17 protein-coding genes are annotated in these 16,266 nt (G+C 57.5%); 6 read left to right on the top strand and 11 right to left on the bottom strand.

All coding sequences use genetic code 11. The annotated features are described in order from the left end of the window. Positions 1–21: 21 nt before the first annotated feature. The 5 genes from N6V40_RS14900 to truB form a co-directional block, all read right to left on the bottom strand. Entirely contained in the window at positions 22–807 is a 786-nt protein-coding gene (locus N6V40_RS14900; RefSeq protein ID WP_131089983.1) for a class I SAM-dependent methyltransferase, read from the bottom strand. A 5-nt stretch (positions 808–812) separates the two neighbouring features. Further along, positions 813–1,766 carry a bifunctional riboflavin kinase/FAD synthetase gene (locus N6V40_RS14905; RefSeq protein ID WP_131089984.1) on the bottom strand — a complete coding sequence of 318 codons (954 nt, stop codon included), beginning with the start codon at positions 1,764–1,766 and terminating at the stop codon, positions 813–815. A gap of 62 nt (positions 1,767–1,828) precedes the next feature. Next, positions 1,829–2,296, bottom strand: a complete 468-nt coding sequence (locus N6V40_RS14910) for a hypothetical protein (RefSeq protein WP_262198123.1) — start codon at positions 2,294–2,296, stop codon at positions 1,829–1,831. A gap of 11 nt (positions 2,297–2,307) precedes the next feature. Then, the gene (locus N6V40_RS14915; protein ID WP_131089985.1) at positions 2,308–2,670 is read right to left on the bottom strand and encodes a hypothetical protein; all 363 of its coding nucleotides are present in this window, start codon (positions 2,668–2,670) and stop codon (positions 2,308–2,310) included. Between the two features lie 11 nt (positions 2,671–2,681). After that, positions 2,682–3,605 (bottom strand): tRNA pseudouridine(55) synthase TruB, encoded by a 924-nt coding sequence (gene truB / locus N6V40_RS14920; protein ID WP_131089986.1) that lies wholly within the window; start codon positions 3,603–3,605, stop codon positions 2,682–2,684. Between the two features lie 259 nt (positions 3,606–3,864). Between truB and N6V40_RS14925 the strand changes: the two genes are divergently transcribed. From N6V40_RS14925 to N6V40_RS14940, 4 genes are all read left to right on the top strand, one after another. After that, complete coding sequence (locus tag N6V40_RS14925; RefSeq protein ID WP_131089987.1) at positions 3,865–4,527, top strand: fasciclin domain-containing protein; 663 nt, start codon at positions 3,865–3,867, stop codon at positions 4,525–4,527. A gap of 167 nt (positions 4,528–4,694) precedes the next feature. Beyond that, entirely contained in the window at positions 4,695–5,276 is a 582-nt protein-coding gene (gene sigK, locus N6V40_RS14930) for an ECF RNA polymerase sigma factor SigK (protein ID WP_035762269.1), read from the top strand. Then, positions 5,276–6,100 carry an anti-sigma factor gene (locus N6V40_RS14935; protein ID WP_131089988.1) on the top strand — a complete coding sequence of 275 codons (825 nt, stop codon included), beginning with the start codon at positions 5,276–5,278 and terminating at the stop codon, positions 6,098–6,100. The genes sigK and N6V40_RS14935 overlap by 1 nt, the downstream gene beginning before the upstream one ends. Positions 6,101–6,298: 198 nt before the next feature. Next, positions 6,299–7,783, top strand: coding sequence for a molybdopterin-dependent oxidoreductase (locus tag N6V40_RS14940; protein ID WP_262199756.1), 1,485 nt, complete (start codon positions 6,299–6,301; stop codon positions 7,781–7,783). On the opposite strand, the gene N6V40_RS14945 is transcribed toward N6V40_RS14940, so the two are convergent. The 6 genes from N6V40_RS14945 to rimP form a co-directional block, all read right to left on the bottom strand. Beyond that, positions 7,770–8,243, bottom strand: a complete 474-nt coding sequence (locus N6V40_RS14945) for a DUF1905 domain-containing protein (protein WP_262198125.1) — start codon at positions 8,241–8,243, stop codon at positions 7,770–7,772. The genes N6V40_RS14940 and N6V40_RS14945 overlap by 14 nt on opposite strands. A 160-nt stretch (positions 8,244–8,403) precedes the next feature. Then, a complete protein-coding gene (rbfA, locus tag N6V40_RS14950) occupies positions 8,404–8,844 on the bottom strand; it encodes a 30S ribosome-binding factor RbfA (protein ID WP_262198126.1) in 441 nt (146 codons plus the stop codon). 101 nt (positions 8,845–8,945) lie between these two features. Further along, positions 8,946–11,918: a translation initiation factor IF-2 gene (infB, locus tag N6V40_RS14955; RefSeq protein ID WP_262198127.1), complete on the bottom strand. Its 2,973-nt coding sequence runs from the start codon at positions 11,916–11,918 to the stop codon at positions 8,946–8,948. Between the two features lie 176 nt (positions 11,919–12,094). After that, positions 12,095–12,454, bottom strand: coding sequence for a YlxR family protein (locus N6V40_RS17790; RefSeq protein WP_131089992.1), 360 nt, complete (start codon positions 12,452–12,454; stop codon positions 12,095–12,097). 100 nt (positions 12,455–12,554) lie between these two features. Continuing rightward, entirely contained in the window at positions 12,555–13,538 is a 984-nt protein-coding gene (gene nusA, locus N6V40_RS14960; protein WP_131089993.1) for a transcription termination factor NusA, read from the bottom strand. A gap of 2 nt (positions 13,539–13,540) precedes the next feature. Further along, positions 13,541–14,107: a ribosome maturation factor RimP gene (gene rimP / locus N6V40_RS14965; RefSeq protein ID WP_262198128.1), complete on the bottom strand. Its 567-nt coding sequence runs from the start codon at positions 14,105–14,107 to the stop codon at positions 13,541–13,543. Positions 14,108–14,281: 174 nt separating this feature from the next. Here rimP and N6V40_RS14970 point away from each other — a divergent pair, with 174 nt between their 5' ends. Next, on the top strand, positions 14,282–15,349 hold the full coding sequence (locus N6V40_RS14970; RefSeq protein WP_262198129.1) for a hypothetical protein: 1,068 nt from the start codon (positions 14,282–14,284) through the stop codon (positions 15,347–15,349). 455 nt (positions 15,350–15,804) lie between these two features. After that, positions 15,805–16,251: a hypothetical protein gene (locus tag N6V40_RS14975; RefSeq protein WP_131089996.1), complete on the top strand. Its 447-nt coding sequence runs from the start codon at positions 15,805–15,807 to the stop codon at positions 16,249–16,251. Positions 16,252–16,266: the final 15 nt, after the last annotated feature.

The following is a 16,266-nucleotide window of genomic DNA, read 5'->3' on the forward strand; positions in this document are numbered from 1 at the left end:
CGAGAACCATCGTCAATCATATCACCGACGGGCACGCCGGCGGGACCTCCAGGCATGGGTGAGATACGGCACCTGTACCTTGTCGCCCAGTTCATGACCCAGATGCTCGTTCCAATACCACCGTAGGTTTGATTCAACCTTGGCTTGGGTTGTCGGCGAAGATTTGCGGTAGTAGCTGCGCGACTTAGTCAGCTCAACGATCTCTTCAAAATCCAGCGACATCGACCAGTGCCAAATACCGTGTTCAGGTTTGCTGAATTCACGACCCAAAGGCGGTTCAAGCTCGGGACGGTGTACATCTCCAGCATGCATAATGCGGGCTAGCCGGTGCACCCACGGAACAGAGACGTCGAGTTGATTCCACAATAAAGTGAGCCAACCGTGATCATGCAGCAGACGGGCAGCCTCAGCACTGGCTTTGGGATGATCCACCCAGTGCCATGCTTGCGCGTAGGTCACCAGATCAACGCTGTCCTCGTCCAAGCTGGTAGCTTCGCCCGAGGCGCACACCGTGGCCACCTGTGGAAGTCGCTTCGCCAAGACCGAGAGCATGTCTTGGGACGGATCAACAGCGGTGACGTCCAACCCCTGTGCTACCAGTTGTTCGGTAAAGATCCCCGATCCACAACCAATATCAACTGCCACTTTTGGCTGGTCCTGCAGGGTGAAGTCCAAGGCCAGCTGTGGATAGGACGGACGGATCTTGTCGTAACTCTCAGCACCGGACTGGAATGCTGACGCTAATTCGTCACGACGCTTGGCACTGACCACAAAAGCACGTTGTGGCAGAGATGGAATTTCAGACATGAGACTTAGCGCGGTTCAACGGCCAGCACTGCGCGAGCTTGATCCACGTCCTGGGTCATCTGCTCAATCAAAGCTTCGATACCGCGGTAGGCGACCATAGGGCGCAGGTGTGAGATAAACTCAACAACAATCTGCTGACCATAAAGGTCAAAGTCTTCAACACCTTCATCTGGGCGGTCGATCACGTGGGCTTCTACCACCCGGGAGACACCATCAAATGTTGGGTTGGAACCCACCGAAATGGCGGCTGGCCAACGGACCTCGGCCTCGTCGATAACCCAACCGGCGTACACACCATCGGCAGGAATGATGCCGGTGGCTTCAGGATCAAGGTTTGCCGTTGGAAAACCCAGCTCGCGTCCGCGGGCATGCCCGTGGACCACTTCACCGCGCATCCGGTGGGGCCGGCCGAGGATCTGGGCTGCTGCTTCAACGTTGCCTGCAGCTAGTTCTTCGCGAACCCAGGTCGAAGACAAACGACGCTTATCCCCTACGTCTTGCACGCCGATGACATCGAAGTTGTACTTCTTGCCCAGCTCTTGCATGTAGCTGAAATCGCCGGAGTTGTTACGGCCAAAGCGGACATCATGACCAACCACGACCGCGACAGCGTGAAGCTTTTCAACGATCAGTGAGCGGACAAAATCTTCAGCGCTTTGGTCAGCAAATTCAAGGGTGTAATGGATCATCAGCGTGGCATCCAAGCCAACGCTGGCCAAGGTATCGATCCGATCAGCGATTCCCATGATCAGCTGTGGAGCAGCCTCGGGGCGATGCACCAGTGCTGGGTGCGGGTCAAAGGTGATGGCCACCGATTGAGCAGAGCGCGCCTTGGCTTGAGTGACTGCTGCGTCGAGCACTTCGCAGTGCCCCAAATGAACACCATCAAAGTTGCCAATGGTCACGACAGTGGGAGCCACATCCGTGGGGACGGCGTCCAAGCCCTTCCAATAGTGCACTTTGCTCCTTTAGAAATTCTTGTGGTGAGTAGAGAACCCACCGAGGCAATTCTTACACGTCTTTAGGCCAGACGCTCACTGCGGTTACGGTAAAGCCACCACAAGCCAACAATTGGCAGTACCAGCGGAATGTAACCGTAGCCTTCACCGAAACCACTCCACACCGATGGGTGGGCGAAAATTTCAGGATGAGTTAATGACAAAATGCCCACAACGATCACACCAACAAGTTCAACGCTCACTGCCCACAGCGAGACAAGCCATGCGCGCGACTTAGAAGATGACAGTGAGAACGTGGCGACAATGTAGATCAGGCCGGAAAGCAATGACAGCGTGTAGGCCACCGGCGCTTCATCAAACTTGCTCACGATTTGGTACGCACCACGAACGGTTGCCGCCAGAGCCAAGATGCCATAGACCGCAATAATCACTCGGCCTAGGCCAGTGGAGCGGCTTGGCTTTGGACCTTTAGCGGCATTGCGAGATTGTGCAGCCTGCATGATCCGTGAGTTACGAGGATTCTGACTCATGTTGTTTACTCCTAGTGCCAGATTTGTTCCATACGGAACAGCATGATGAAGGTGACGGCTGCCGAGGCACCCAACACCGCATTTGACCAGCGACTCTTTTCACTGACAGCCCAGAAGAATGCCAATGGTGGCATGATCAGCGCGGTGATCAGATATCCCCAGAATTCCAGCGGGTCGCCCTGTACAGCGTTTCCGCCGGCCTGCCTGATCGCGGCAGCAACGCCGTAAACAATCAAGAAGACTTCAGTTGCAGCTGCGCCGATAAGAGCCCAGTCATCCGGGTGCTTGCGAATGATGGTCGCCACCACAGCAACAAGCAATGCCAGTGCACAAACGATGACTCCGGCGATGAAAAATCCGTTCAAGGCAAACAACGGTTCAACCTTTACTTAGCGGTGAAGACTAGGGCCGTACGAGCTTTTTCGCCCTTGTCCTCCAGCAATGCCACCAGCACCCCATTGGGTGCAAAGGCTGCGACGGTCTGGCCAGGCTCAATGTCCATGCTCAGGTGGGATGCGGCAATGGTGCGCCCGAAGGACAGCTCCATCGCTTCATCCACGCTCACCGTACGGTTAGGGAACAACGCAGCGGCAGCCTTCTCAAGGGGCAGCATGGTGAATTCATTAGCCAGCTGTTCCAGAGTGCTAGTCAGATCAATCTTGTACGGGCCAACCTCGGTACGGCGCAACTCCGTCAGGTGTCCACCAACATCGAGTGCTTCGCCCAGATCGCGTGCCAGTGCACGGATGTAGGTTCCGGAGGTGCAAGAAACGGTGACGTCCACGTCAAGGATCTTGCCGCCGTTTTCTCGACGGATTTCGTGAATCTCGAAGCGTGAAATAGTCACCGGACGCGCCTTGAGTTCTACCTGCTCGCCGGCTCGCACACGTGCATAGGAGCGCTTACCATCAACCTTGATGGCTGAAACTTGGCTTGGTATCTGCTCAATATCACCGCGGAGCTTTGCTACTTCACGTTCGATATCTTCATCGGTGACCGCAGCAGCAATACGCTGAGAGATAATTTCGCCTTCAGCATCGTCGGTGACAGTGTTTTGTCCCAGACGGATGGTGGCGGTGTAGGTCTTATCGTGACCAACGATGTAGGTGAGTAAGCGGGTCGCCTTGTTAACACCGACAACAAGCACACCTGTGGCCATCGGGTCTAAGGTGCCAGCATGGCCCACCTTGCGGGTGCCTGCGAGTCTACGGATACGACCAACCACGTCGTGGGAGGTCAATCCTTGATCTTTGTCGACTAGTACCAGGCCCGAGGCCTGCTCTTGCGTGTTCTGCCCGGCTTTACTCACGCCTTCCAGTATATGGCTTAGGCAGAAAATTCACCCGTCTTGCCGTTCAACCGTGGCCGATGCCACGTCGCATCCCAGATTGTTCCTGCCACGGATTGCAGATAAGTCCTTCCAGGCTCTGCGAATTGGCCGCAAAATAAATTTTTTCAAGAGATTCCAATCCGTTGGGCATCCTGCCCCGAATGCTCATTGACCACCTGATCCGCACGGACAGGAAAAGGACCGACGACATCAGTCGCGGCGAAGCAAGGAGAAAATCATGAAGCGCACATACAGCAAAGTCGCTGGAGCATTCGGGCTCATCGCAGTCGCCGCCATGGGACTGAGCGCCTGCTCGACCGGTTCGGAAACCATGGAATCACCCACCGCCTCCGCCACGGAGAGCAGCTCGTCCATGGCCAGCGAATCTGCAATGGATCCGGCAAGCAATCTGGTGGGCAGCGGCTGCGCAGCCTATGCCGAAGCAGTGCCAACCGGTGACGGTTCGGTAGCAGGCATGGCCAAGGATCCAGTGGCCGTTGCAGCTTCCAACAACCCGCTGCTCACCACGCTGACTTCCGCAGTTTCCGGAAAGCTGAACCCGGACGTTGACCTGGTCGACACCCTCAATGGCGACGAATTCACCGTCTTCGCTCCGGTTGATGACGCATTCGCCGCAATCCCGAAGGATGACCTGGCCGCTGTGGCCAAGGACGCGGACACCCTGAGCAGCATCCTGACCTACCATGTGATCCCCGGCCAGATCGCACCAGATGATCTGCCCGGAACCCATGCAACCGTCCAGGGCGAGGATGTAGAAGTCACCGGCAGCGGCGACGACCTCGAGGTCAATGGCGCTTCGGTCATCTGCGGTGGCGTGCAGACCGCCAACGCGACCGTGTACCTGGTGGACACCGTCCTGATGCCACCAGCCAAAAAGTAGCAACGGCGCAATTGCAAGGCCGATGGCCTGAAGGTGATGCATGGAGTCCAAATCCAGGCATCACCTTCGCTGGTGCAACGGGCCGTGCTCCCCATCGGCAACTTTCGCAAAGCGCCACGGAACAGCAGACAGCGAAACAGACACAGATGCGTGAGACTCTAGGATTCATGAGTTCAAATAGACTCGACTCCATGGAAGACGATTCCGTTCAAACGCCGGACGCCCTGATGCAACAGGTCGCGCTGGGACAAGAAGCTGCCTTCGAATCGCTCTACGATGCCATGGCTTCCCGAGTCTTCGGACTCGTGCTGCGGGTGCTTCGCGACAGGGCGCAGAGTGAAGAAGTCACCCAAGAAGTTTTCGTCGAAGCCTGGCAGCAGGCCCGGCGCTTTGATCCGGCACGCGGCACCGCAGCTTCCTGGCTGCTGACCATTGCCCATCGCCGAGCCGTGGACCGTGTGCGTTCGAGCCAAGCAAGCCAAGCGCGGGATTTGCGCGTTGGAATCAAGGACTTCCAAGACAGCTACGATGATGTGGAAGAGAACGCCATCTTGCACGATGAAACCGTGCGCGTTTCCCAGGCACTGCAACGGCTCAGCGCGCCACAGCGAGAGGCCATACACCTGGCCTACTTTGGCGGATACACCCACCTGGAAGTCGCCGAGATGCTGAAAATACCGGTGGGAACCGCCAAAACGCGAATACGCGATGGAATGAGCAAACTTCGAGACCTGATGGGAGTGGCGTAATGGACAAGCATGAGAACGAGCGAACCGACAGCTTCGCCCGGGACGCCCTGGGAGACAAAGAGCGCGAGGAGCTGCTCAACCAGTCTCCGAATTCCGCCCAGGCTCGCCAGGAACTCGACGCACTGCAGGAAACTGCCGGACTGCTTGGCTTGGCGGCACAGCCGGTCGCGCCTCCGCCACGGTTGAAGGCCAACATCATGTCCGCCATCCGCACCACCGAGCAGCTCCCTCCCGTTGCGGACCAGGCACCCACCCTGGGCAGCTCCCCCGCAGCCGTCCCAGCCACCGAGGCTCCGGGGGAACCTGGTTCCGCTGCAGAACCTCCGGTCCAGCAGACAGGAACAGGACGCGGCACGCAGCGCTTCTTTGCCCTGGCCGCCGGTGTGCTGCTGCTGGCAGCAGTCGCCTTGGGAGGATTGGCGATCAACCAGACTTCCGAGCAGCGCGAGTTGGAGAACAAGATGGCCGCCATGGCCTCGCATGAAGAAGAGCTCGCGCGGATTCTGGGCGCCCCTGATGCGAAGTCAAAAACGCAGACCTTGGAGGACGGAGCCCGTGTCACGCTTTCCTATTCGGCCGATGAGGGCTTGATGGCTGTTTCCACCTCCGGCATGCCGGCTCTGTCCAGCGACAAGGGCTATGAGCTATGGCTGATTTCGGCCGATGGGGCAGTTTCTGCGGGCATGCTCGCCGGCCCCGATGCCGATGGCATGATCATGGTTTCAGATCCGATGAAGGACATCACGCATTTCGGGATCACTGTGGAGCCAGCTGCTGGATCCCCTGCCCCGACAACAGATCCCATCATGGTCCAGTCGCTGTGAAGCCGCAAAAAATCTCGTAGCCGATTCCAATCCGCATCGCAGGATGTTCCGAATACATGGTGAGTGGTTGTTCCCCTGCGATCGGCAGGGGAACATGGATCGCAACGCATGAGGTGAGTGGCAGTGGGCATTTCAACGAAACGCAACGACAGAGTTCTCGTATTCCACGCGGTGGCTGGAATCTGTTCGGCAGCAGCCATGTTCGCCGTGGCCCAGTTCGCTTCGGCATTTTTTAATAGCGCCTCGTCGCCGTTTTTCTCCTTGGGCTCGGCCATCATCGACCTGACTCCGCCATGGCTCAAGGACTTTGCCATCGCGACCTTCGGCACCAATGACAAGCTGGCGCTGTTCATATCCATTGGCGTCGTCGCAACGGTCCTGTCCGCGGTAGTCGGCCTGCTGGCCAAGCGAAGCTTCGCCCTTGCCTGCACCGCCATCGTTGCCTTGGCCGTGGTGATGTCCAGCGCAGTGGTCACCCGTGCGTCCACCAGCCTGCTTGATATTGTCCCAACGGTACTCGGCGCGATTGCCGGCATCGGGGTTTTGCAGTGGCTCAGCCGGCTGGCTTCAGCCACGGCCGCGCCTCCGGGCGAGGACGCCAGCATCCCGGGTCCAAGCCGCAGAACCTTCCTGCTCGGTTCGGTCCTGGCCCTGGCCGCCTCGGCCATAGCTACCGGCGCTTCGAGCTCGATCTCCGCTGCGCGGAACATGGCTGAGGCTGCCCGCAAGGCCTTGCGCTTGCCTGCGCCCCGTACCAAGGCAAAACCCCTGCCGGCAGGGGTTCAGGTCGAGGAAGCGGATATGCCACGCTTCGTTACCCCGAACCGGAATTTCTACCGTATCGACACCGCACTTTCGGTGCCCCAAATCGACCCGGGACAGTGGTCCTTGCGGGTTCACGGCATGGTGGAGAAGGAATTCACCATGAACTTCGACGAGCTGCTGGACCAAGAGCTCGTGGAAACCTATCTGACGCTGACCTGCGTATCGAATCCGGTCGGCGGCGACCTGGTAGGCAACGCACAATGGCTGGGCTATCCCCTGCGCCACCTGCTGGAACGCGCGATTCCCCAAACCGGCGCAGATATGGTGCTCTCCACGTCGCATGACGGCTTCAGTGCTTCAACCCCGCTGGAAGTCCTGAGAGATGACCGGATGGCCTTGCTGGCGATCGGCATGAATGGAGAGCCGCTGCCATTCGAGCACGGGTTCCCGGTGCGCATGGTGGTTCCTGGCCTGTACGGCTACGTGTCTGCTACCAAATGGGTGGTCGATCTGGAAGTCACCCGGTTCCAGGACAAGGCTGCCTATTGGACGACTCGCGGTTGGTCCGAACGCGGTCCTATCAAGATGTCTTCCCGGATCGATACGCCTCGCCCATTCGCCAAGGTACCCGCAGGAGACGTCGTGCTGGGCGGTACCGCCTGGGCCCAGACCCGCGGCATTTCCCGCGTGCAAGTGCAGATCGATGACGGACCATGGGAAGATGCCGACTTGGCAGCCGAGGCCTCCTTGGATACGTGGCGACAGTGGCGCTTCGTGTGGAAGGATGCGACGCCCGGCGCACATTCGGCAACTGTACGCGCCTACGACGCACAGGGCCAGTTGCAGACCAGCGAGAAAGCCAACCCGGTGCCCAATGGCGCCAGTGGCTGGCAACGCCTGCAATTCACCGTGCAGTAGGCGCTGACTGTAGCCTACTGGCTACGCAGCACCTTGATGACTTTCTCAACCCTGCGGGTGCGGGTATCTTCCCCCTAGCTTGAACGATCGGGTCTACGTGCCCACGTTGTTTGCTGTAGGACAGCTGGCTCCACGCATCAAGTAGCTCTGGTTCCGCAGAGAGCAGCACGGCCAGCGGTTCAGGGATTTCCACGGTGCGTGGTTCTTCATCCAGCTCTAGCTTCACGGTAATTTCGTCCCCCGCACCTTTGCCGGTATTTGCACGAGTCTCGGAGTTAAAAGAAACAAGAAACTGTCCGCCCATGGAGGCGATAGTTGTTCGGTAGGTGTAGTCGCCATTAATTTGAACTGTCACCGGTACACGTTTGCCACGACCAAATCCGTAAACAATTTCATCGGGCACGACCAGCCCTACATTGTTCCCGGTGCTGGCAATCAGGGTGGTGGTGAATTCTGGCATCTACTTGCACCTTTGTTCGAATCCGTTAGTGGTTTCTCACGCTATCTCATCAGCAACGTGAGCACTAGGGTTCTGGCGTTTAAACGTCAGATGCCCGGGCCACCACGCATTATGCGTAGTGATCCGAGCATCAAACTGAGTAGGACTAGAACAAGGAAGCTTAAGCTTCTTCTTCCTCTTCCTCTTCGTCCTTCTTGTATGGGTCCTGGTCCCCTGCGAAGTCTTTGCCTTCGCGAAGGGCTGCAACTTCAGCGTCCTTCTCGCGGGCCTTAGCCAGCAGTTCCTCAAGGTGCGAGGCACCTTCAGGGATCTCGTCGGCTACGAAGGCCAGCGTTGGGGTCAGACGGATGGTCAGGTTGCGGCCCAATTCCTTGCGCAGCGCACCGCCGCGCTTTTCCAGCGTTTCGGCGATACCCTTCTTCATCTCGTCATCACCAAAGACGGTGTAGTACACCGTAGCGTGCTGCAGGTCGTTGGTAACGCGGGCGTCGGTCACGGTGACATTATCGATGCGTTCGTCTTTGATGACGGTGCGCAGCGACTGGGCCATGAGGACCTGCACGCGCTTAGCCAAGCGTGCGGCGCGGGCTGAATCAGCCATGGTTTTCTCCTAATGGTTCAAAACTCGTGGGCGCTTGACCAAATCTTATCGGTCAAACGCCCACGAATCAGTGAGTCACACTGCTAATTGCTGGTGAGCAATTAGTCGCGTGGCTTTTCGCGCATCTCGAAGGTCTCGATGATGTCGCCGTCCTTGATGTCGTTGAACGACCCCAGGCCGATACCACATTCGAAGCCTTCACGGACCTCGGTGACATCGTCCTTTTCGCGACGTAGCGATTCGATCGACAGGTTGTCGCCAACCACGTTGCCATCGCGTACCAAGCGAGCCTTGGAATTACGCTTGATGGTGCCCGAGCGGATGATCGAACCGGCAATGTTGCCGAACTTCGAGGAACGGAAGACCATGCGGATCTCGGCGGTACCGAGGGCAACTTCTTCGTATTCCGGCTTGAGCATGCCCTTGAGCGCTGCTTCGATGTCGTCGATAGCGGAGTAGATGACCGAGTAGAAGCGCATATCCACGCCTTCTTTGTCAGCCAGTTCAGACACGCGCTCGGCTGGGCGGACGTTGAAGCCAATGATGATGGCGTTGTCCACGGTAGCCAGGTTGACGTCGTTCTGGGTGATAGCACCCACGCCGCGGTGGATTACGCGCAGCTGAACGTCGTCGCCAACCTCGATCTTCATCAGCGAATCTTCCAGTGCTTCAACAGCACCCGAAGCGTCACCCTTAAGGATCAGGTTCAAGGTATCGATCTTGCCATCAGCGACGGCCTTATCGAAGTCTTCCAAGGTGATGCGCTTACGACGCTTAGCCAGCATTGCGTTACGCTCTGCGGTTTCGCGCTTGTCAGCGATCTGACGAGCGGTGCGCTCATCGTCGGTGATCAAGAAGCCGTCGCCGGCGCGTGGCACCGAAGACATACCCAAGACCTGAACCGGGCGCGATGGCAATGCCACGTCCAGGTTCTCGCCGTTTTCGTTGAACATTGCACGCACGCGGCCGTGGGCGGTACCCACAACCATGGTGTCGCCAACGCACAAGGTACCGGACTGAACCAGCACGGTAACAACCGAACCGCGACCCTTATCCAAGTTCGCTTCAATCGCTACACCACGAGCGGACTTGTCTGGGTTGGCCTGAAGTTCAAGCACATCGGAAGTCAGCAAGACAGCGTCGAGCAGCTCGTCGATGCCTTCCTTCTGCAATGCCGAAACCTTCACGAACATGGTGTCGCCACCGTATTCTTCAGGAACCAAACCGTATTCGGTGAGCTGACCCATGACCTTGTCAGGGTTAGCACCTTCCTTATCGATCTTGTTCACTGCAACGATGATTGGCACACCAGCAGCCTGTGCGTGGTTCAGTGCTTCAACGGTCTGTGGCATAACGCCGTCGTCCGCTGCAACAACCAGCACGGCCACGTCGGTGACCTCGGCACCACGAGCACGCATGGCGGTGAACGCCTCGTGACCCGGGGTATCGATGAAGGTCATTGCACGAGTGCGACCTTCGTGTTCGTGGTTGATCTGGTAAGCACCGATGTGCTGGGTGATGCCGCCGTGCTCGCCCTCAATAACGTTGGACTTACGGATAGCATCAAGCAGTCGGGTCTTACCGTGGTCAACGTGACCCATGATGGTGATAACTGGGGCGCGCTCTTCAAGCTCGTCTTCGCCTTCAGCCTCAAGTTCGGCTTCCAGATCAAGGCCGAAGCCTTCAAGCAGTTCCTTGTCTTCGTCCTCTGGGGAGACGACAGAAACCTTGTAGCCCAGCTCTTCGCCGAGGACCTCGAAGGTTGCCTCGTCGAGCGACTGGGTGGAGGTAGCCATTTCACCGAGGTGGAATAGTACGGTCACCAGTGCTGCTGGGTTTGCGCCAATCTTGTCTGCGAAGTCGGTGATCGAGGCACCACGACGCATACGGATCTCGGTCTCACCGGTACCGCGAGGTACGTTGACACCGCCCAGGCTTGGAACACTCATCTGCTCCAATTCCTGGCGCTTTGCGCGCTTGGACTTGCGCTGCTTACCGCGACCGGCGCCTCCCTTACCGAAAGCACCGCCAACACCACCGCGACCACGCGGTGCACCTGGGCGGAAGCCGCCACCGGTACCGCCACCTGCGCCACCAGCGCCGCCACCGGCACCTGGGCGCCCGCGACCTGCGCCACCTGGACGACCGCCAGCTGCTGGAGCTGGACGATCAGTGCGGTTAGGCATCATACGTGGAGTTGCGGAGGTTCCTGCGCCTGCTGGACGTGGTCCACCTGCACCGGCACCGGCTGGACGTGGTCCACCTGCGCCTGCACCTGCTGGACGTGGGCTACGCTGGCCGTCACGTGCTGGACGTGGTCCACCCTGACCCTCGCGTGCCGGACGTGGACCGCCCTGACCTTCGCGTGGTGGGCGTGGACCGCCACCCTGCCCCTGACCGGCTGGACGTGGACCGCGCTGGCCGTCACGTGCTGGACGTGCGCCACCCTGGCCACCTTCGCCGCGCATACCCTGCTGGGAAGAGAACGGGCTGTTGCCTGGGCGTGGACCGCCTGGACGAGGAGCGCCCGGACGTGGTGCACGGCCGCCTTCGCGGCTACCTTCGCGGTTTTGGCCGCGACGTTCGCCCGAGTCACCCGAACGCATGCCCTGCTGGGATGAGAATGGGTTGTTGCCTGGGCGTGGAGCACCTGGCTTTGGGCCCGACTTGGCCGCTGGCTTTGGTGCTGCACCTGGAAGTGGTGCGCCCGGGGTTGCCTTAGCAGTAGGTGCTGCTGGGGCTGCCGGCGTCGCTGGAGCTGCCGGTGCTGGGGTCGCTGCTGCAGGCTTAGCGGCAGGCTTGGTGCCTGGCTTAGCTGCTGAAGAAGCAGCCGGAGCTGCCGCTGGCTTCGAACCCGGCTTTGGTGCGCCCGAGGTTGCTGGCTTAGCTGCAGCCGGCTTGGCTGCAGCAGCGTTGGAACCTGGGAAAGCATCGCGCAACTTGCGCGCTACTGGAGGCTCAACGGTCGAGGATGCGGAGCGAACAAATTCGCCCATATCCTGCAATTTGGTTAGTGCTTCTTTTGAAGTGATTCCGAGCTCTTTAGCGAGCTCGTGAACGCGGGGTTTAGCCACATCTCTCCTGTATCGATGTGATCTGCTCAAACCCCAATTTCAAAGAAAAATCTTCTATGCAGGAGGTCTGGCAAATCAGCTGTGTAATTCGTGAAATTCTTCCGTCGCACGGTGGATCACGCAGAACTGATAGTTCATCGTTGTGCGCTCAACATTGTCGACTCATCGGGTTGCCATCAGATTTCTGACCCGCTTTCATCATGTTTGCCAGATTGCTGACGTGCCGCCAGCTGATCTTCGTATGCGGTAAATTCCTGCACTACCTGCGAATCGTCGACGGCGGACCGGAAGGCCCGCGCGAATGCTTTTCGCTGTACTGCTTGCCGCACACACTTTTGTGTACCGTGGGTCCAGGTTCCTCGCCCGAAGGCGGAACCCTGCAAATCCAAGCTCACCGCACGAAGCGGAGTACCTTCATTGAGGACCCATCTGAGTAACTCGTTTTTACTGGTAATGGTTCGACAGCCAATGCACGTGCGTTGCTGATGCAGCTTCATGCGAGCGCCGTCGCCACCTTCCCTAGTTGTACGAGCCATCTACTAGTCTAGCGCGTTTGCACGCCATAGCGCGCATGAGTTGTGGCTCACACACGCTAGGCTTGCACGCGACTAACTAGCAATTCTTAGCAATCCAGCTTTAGAGCTGTGGCTCCTTGCCGCCGGATGCAGCCAAGATGTCAATGCGCCAGCCGGTCAGCTTGGCGGCCAGGCGGGCGTTCTGCCCTTCCTTGCCGATAGCCAACGACAGCTGGGAGTCTGGAACGACGACGCGAGCACGACGCTCTGCCTCATCAAGGATCTCTACCGAGACGACCTTGGATGGGGACAGTGCTGCGGCGATGAACTTCGCTGGATCTTCGTTGTAGTCAACGATGTCGATCTTCTCGTCGTTCAGTTCATTCATTACTGCACGAACGCGGGTACCCATTTCACCGATGCAAGCGCCCTTGGCGTTCACGCCAGGCTTGGTTGCACGAACAGCGATCTTGGTGCGGTGACCAGCTTCACGAGCCAGTGCCTCAACAACAACGGTGCCGTCAGCAATTTCAGGCACTTCCATTTCGAAGAGCAAGCGAACCATGCCTGGGTGCGAACGTGACAGGGTCACAGCTGGACCCTTGTTGCCGCGTTCAGCCGAGACGACGTAAGCGCGCAGGCGGTTGCCGTGCTGGTACTTCTCGCCTGGAGATTGCTCTACTGGTGGCAGCAATGCCTCCAGGTCGCCAATCTTTACCTGAACCATGTGAGCCGAGTAGCCCTGCTGGATCACGCCGGAGATCAAGGTGCCTACGCGGGTGGTGTATTCACCAACAACCTGTGCATCTTCAGCTTCACGCAAACGCTGCATGATGACCTGACGAGCGGTGGAAGCAGCGATGCGTCCAAAGCCGTGTGGGGTGTCGTCAAATTCGCCGAGCAGAACACCGGCGTTATCGCGGTCCTCCACCAAGATGGCAACGTGGCCGGTAGCGCGCTCAATAAAAGCACGCGCCCCTGGCATTGCGCCTTCGGTCTTGTTGTAAGCCAGCAGCAAAGCCGACTCGATGGTTGGAATCAGTACATCCATGGGGATGTCGCGGTCTTTTTCCAGAATACGCAGAGCGTTGAGATCAATATCCACGCTTAGCCCTCCAAATCTTCAGAATCAACGGTGTCTAGTGGTGCGTCATCGAAGTTCAGTTCTGGGTCGACGACAGCTTTACGGATATTTTCAAAAGTGTGGAGGGCAGGTTCTAGGACCTTAGTCTTCATACCCTTCTTGGCTGGCTCACGGTGCTCAGCAACCAACACATCAGCGTCGTTAACTTCCAACAGCCGGCCGCGCAGTTTGGTTCCGTCGGCCAAGGAAATCTTAACCATGCGGTTCAGGGCGCGAACCCAGTGACGCTTGGCAGTCAGCGGGCGGGAAAGACCTGGCGAGCTGACTTCCAGTTCATAAGGGTCAGCCGACGCATAAGTTGCGTCTTTGTCCAGAGCGTTGGAGATGGTGGTGGTTACTTCACCGAGTTCATCAAGAATCACCGAATCGTTGCCGTCTGGCTTGTCAACGATGATCTGAACGATCATCTGCTTGCCAGAGGGGCGCAAAGTAACTTCTTCTAGGAGAAGCCCGTGGGATTCTACTTCCTTGGAAAGCAAAGCAGTCAGACGCTGTGCTTCCTGTTCGGTATCGGCCGGTATTCCGGTCATGGATATCCTCCCACGCTATTCGATGTTGTCCGTTAAGCGTATATTGCGTTTCGCTTGTTGAGAACTATCAACCGCGCTCAGGTGAAAGAACTCACGAAGTTTTTCTTCTCGTGGTGGTGCGCAACACGAGAATTGACCTAAATTCGAGCTCGAACGTGAAATGATCGAATCGCTATGACTGAAAAATTCCCTCACGCCGATGCTCGCAAGAAGAAAATCGCTTCTCGTGCGCCGAGCTGGATCGCACCAGTGTTAGGCGGTGTTGTTGCTGCAGCACTCACCTGGGGAATTGGTAGCACGATATTTCATGGGGCCTTAGTTGATCAGGGTCTACCAGAACAGGTCCAGTCCGCCTCGGACGATGAACGTGCCTTGTGGGTTCGAGGAGGCGAGCTCGCAGACCTCGCGGCCCGAGCCAACAAGCTCGCCGAGCTAACCGATGGTTCCAGCGCTGAAGCTTTGGCAAACCTAGGCGCTTCGCTGGCGCAGGGCGCTGCCTTACTCGGTGAATTGCAGTTCGAAGAGCAGACACCAACTGCATTACCGCAGTCCTACTCCCCCGAACTCGTACAAGAATTGGCTCAAGATGTGGCCAAGTCTTCAGCTTCGCTGCCTGCGCTGAAGAAGCCGTCGCTACAGAGCACAAAGCTTCTTTCTCAGATCGCGTTCCAGACCAACCTCGATGCCAACAAAGCGATGGACTCCTTGGGTGAAAAGAACCCACCGGAGCTTGCCAAGCCACTCAGTGCCGTCGCCGACCAGGATCAGAACCAGCCAGTGGCGTGCCTTCCCGATCCGAATTTGCTTAACGCTGACGCCGAGGTTAAAGACTCAAAGAACTTTGACTCCGTCACCGTAGCTCGTGCATTGGACCGCGGTTATGCCTTGGACTATGCGTTGCAGCTACAGGCCGCCCGTGGTGTCTCCTCGCAATCAGCCGCGATTGAGAAGAAACGAACTGCACTGAGCAAGCAGTTAGCAAGCTTGCGTTCGGCGGTAGATGCAAAGTGTGAAGATTTGCGCCAGCCTGCTTACGCGTTGCCCAAAGATGGCCTGAAGGATCTGGGGAACGTCGTTTCAGATGCGACCGAGGATTTTGATCAAGCGTTAGTTCTTGCCGCTGGCAGCTCGGATGAAGGCACTGGCCAACGCATCGCCGCTGTTGCTTTTGAAGTGCTGGACAGCGAAGCTAAAGCCAATCCTGAGCACCGCATCCTAGTGTCCGGCGCCAGCGTCAATTAGAGCTGAATCCATCCTAGATTTTCGTGGAGTTCACCTCGAAGATAGCTATTAAAAAATAATCACAACGTTGATATTTGCTCACCCGTGGCATGATTCCGTGACGATAATTTACGCAGATATGCGGAGAGCTCTCAGCACATTATTGTTGGTCACCTTGGCCAGCTCTCTGGATCCTTAGTGCAAACTCCCAAGACAACCGGTCTTTAGAGTCTTAGATCGTTTTCAATTTCACCAGATATATCCGCCCTACTGCTATACGGAATCGTATTCGCGATTATCGAATTGTCCTTCGCAAGATCGTTCTCTCGCAATTCCTGAATAAAACGGCTAGGGTGAAATCAAGGTTCAACAGTTCAAGTATTCACCGGCACAAGCTCCGGAGAATTCACGAAATCTGAGGGCCTTACATGGGGATCCAGACACTCGTTACAAAAACGTACACAGGAGGATGGATAATGCCAGGTCGATTTGTACGATCCAAGATTGCGGAACTTGTCAGCGAAATCATTAATTCGCGACAGGGCCGTGCTCAGCTCAGCGCTCACGGCTGGGTTCAAGGAATGCCGATTGTCATTGCGCAACCGGAAGAGAGCCTCAGCGACGTGATGTCACTGGTAGCGGCCCACCAACCTCCAGTACTGGTCGCCACCACTGACCCAACAAATGGTGATCTGTGGTTTATGTACGTCTCCATCGGTTGCACTGCTTTGCAGGTTGTTGAGCCCCTGCCTCAAAAGACCACCATCGAGCAGCTGTACCGCTCGGCAATCCCAACAAGTTTCTTAACTTTCCGCATTGCTCAAATGCCGGCCAGCTCGGTGGTCCATGCAATCGCCCCACAGCACGTTAAGCATGAGGGCGGCTACACAACGGTGGAAGCTTCCACTTCACACAGTCTCTAACCCTGCGCTTTAGGC

The sequence above is a fragment of the Glutamicibacter sp. M10 genome, from assembly GCF_025452055.1.
Taxonomy (GTDB): domain Bacteria; phylum Actinomycetota; class Actinomycetes; order Actinomycetales; family Micrococcaceae; genus Glutamicibacter.

Coding starts and splice junctions, on each gene's coding strand:
- N6V40_RS17790 (WP_131089992.1), bottom strand. CDS start 12,454: ATGGCTCGTACAACTAGGGAAGGTGGCGACGGCGCTCGCATGAAGCTG.
- sigK (WP_035762269.1), top strand. CDS start 4,695: ATGAGTTCAAATAGACTCGACTCCATGGAAGACGATTCCGTTCAAACG.
- N6V40_RS14970 (WP_262198129.1), top strand. CDS start 14,282: ATGACTGAAAAATTCCCTCACGCCGATGCTCGCAAGAAGAAAATCGCT.
- N6V40_RS14940 (WP_262199756.1), top strand. CDS start 6,299: ATGTTCGCCGTGGCCCAGTTCGCTTCGGCATTTTTTAATAGCGCCTCG.
- rbfA (WP_262198126.1), bottom strand. CDS start 8,844: ATGGCTGATTCAGCCCGCGCCGCACGCTTGGCTAAGCGCGTGCAGGTC.
- N6V40_RS14900 (WP_131089983.1), bottom strand. CDS start 807: ATGTCTGAAATTCCATCTCTGCCACAACGTGCTTTTGTGGTCAGTGCC.
- N6V40_RS14975 (WP_131089996.1), top strand. CDS start 15,805: ATGCCAGGTCGATTTGTACGATCCAAGATTGCGGAACTTGTCAGCGAA.
- rimP (WP_262198128.1), bottom strand. CDS start 14,107: ATGACCGGAATACCGGCCGATACCGAACAGGAAGCACAGCGTCTGACT.
- N6V40_RS14935 (WP_131089988.1), top strand. CDS start 5,276: ATGGACAAGCATGAGAACGAGCGAACCGACAGCTTCGCCCGGGACGCC.
- N6V40_RS14925 (WP_131089987.1), top strand. CDS start 3,865: ATGAAGCGCACATACAGCAAAGTCGCTGGAGCATTCGGGCTCATCGCA.
- N6V40_RS14910 (WP_262198123.1), bottom strand. CDS start 2,296: ATGAGTCAGAATCCTCGTAACTCACGGATCATGCAGGCTGCACAATCT.
- N6V40_RS14945 (WP_262198125.1), bottom strand. CDS start 8,243: ATGCCAGAATTCACCACCACCCTGATTGCCAGCACCGGGAACAATGTA.